The 1,309-nt window shown below is 38.3% G+C and carries 1 protein-coding gene; it reads left to right on the top strand.

Annotated elements, in window-relative coordinates; all coding sequences use genetic code 11:
- The first annotated feature begins 40 nt into the window (after positions 1–40).
- A protein-coding gene (locus ABWV72_RS21090; RefSeq protein WP_502902155.1) for an IS3 family transposase occupies positions 41–1,281 on the top strand; the annotation gives its coding sequence in 2 pieces (ribosomal slippage) (positions 41–398 and positions 398–1,281; 1,242 coding nt in all).
- Positions 1,282–1,309 lie beyond the last annotated feature (28 nt).

Raw genomic sequence — 1,309 nt, 5'->3', positions numbered from 1 at the left:
TGTCTCGTCCTGAAATGTGTTTACACATTTAGGACTTATTATGACCAAGTCAAATAATACACCGCTTAAACGAACACAACGAGATTATTCATTAGGCTTTAAATTACAAATTGTCGACGCTGTAGAAAAAGGCGATATGACCTATAAACAAGCCCAAAAAATTTATGGCATACAAGGTCGTTCAACGGTGCTTACTTGGTTAAGAAAACACGGTAAGATGGATTGGACTCAATCACCTAAGATAACTATGCCTACATCACCTAAAGCCAAAGAAAGTCCCGCTCAAAAAATCAAGCGTCTCGAACGAGAGCTCGAAGATGAGCACTTACGTAACCTGTTACTCAATGAAGTGGTTAATATTCTTGACGCTGAGCATGGGACAAGCCTTCGAAAAAAGTATATTGCCAAGGAGCAAGAAGCCTTCAAAAGCAAAAAATAGTTAGCTTAGAACGTGCTTGCAAGCTGCTTGGTATAACGAGACAAGCGATATATCAACGAGAGCGTAGAGCTAAATTGCGTGCTATTGAACTCGCACCAGTTAAAGCGATGGTATTGGAAATACGACGCTTTATGCCGCGTTTAGGTGGAAGAAAATTATACTTTCTACTTAAACCCAAATTCATAGAGCAAGGCATAAGTTTAGGTCGAGACGCTTTTTTTAGTTACTTGAAAAATGAACATTTATTGGTTAAACCAAAGCGTAGTTATACCAAAACGACTTTTAGTAAACATTGGATGAAAAAGCATCCTAACTTGCTTAAAGATAGGCAACCATCGAGGCCAGAAGAGATATTTGTAAGTGATATAACCTACGTTCAATCAGCACAAGGTGTTCACTATCTATCGCTAGTAACAGATGCGTATAGTCGCAAAATTATGGGATATGAACTCAGTGATGAAATGAAGGCGACAGATGTTGTTAAGGCATTAGATATGACCATCAATAATCGTCAGTATCAATGCAGTACGATTCATCATTCAGATAGAGGGTTACAGTATTGCTCGCAGGTATATCAAGTAAAACTTAATGAAAATGGCATTATTCCATCAATGACTGATGGCTATGATTGTTATCAAAATGCACTGGCTGAGCGTATTAACGGCATATTGAAGCAGGAGTTCTTACTCTATAAATGTCAAAACCTAGAAGAGCTAAGGCAGCTCATCGATGAATCAATATTGATATACAATGAATTGAGGCCGCACTTGAGTTTAGGAATGAAAACACCAAACCAAGTGCATAAAAAAGACCAGGAGCAAAAGCTACTGGCCTTCAATTAAAACCGTCAACGTATTTTAGGACGGGACA

Source organism: Aliiglaciecola sp. NS0011-25 (assembly GCF_040370605.1).
Taxonomy (GTDB): domain Bacteria; phylum Pseudomonadota; class Gammaproteobacteria; order Enterobacterales; family Alteromonadaceae; genus Aliiglaciecola; species Aliiglaciecola lipolytica_A.
Note: the sequence above shows the minus strand (reverse complement) of the source record. Positions and strands in the feature narration are given on the sequence as shown.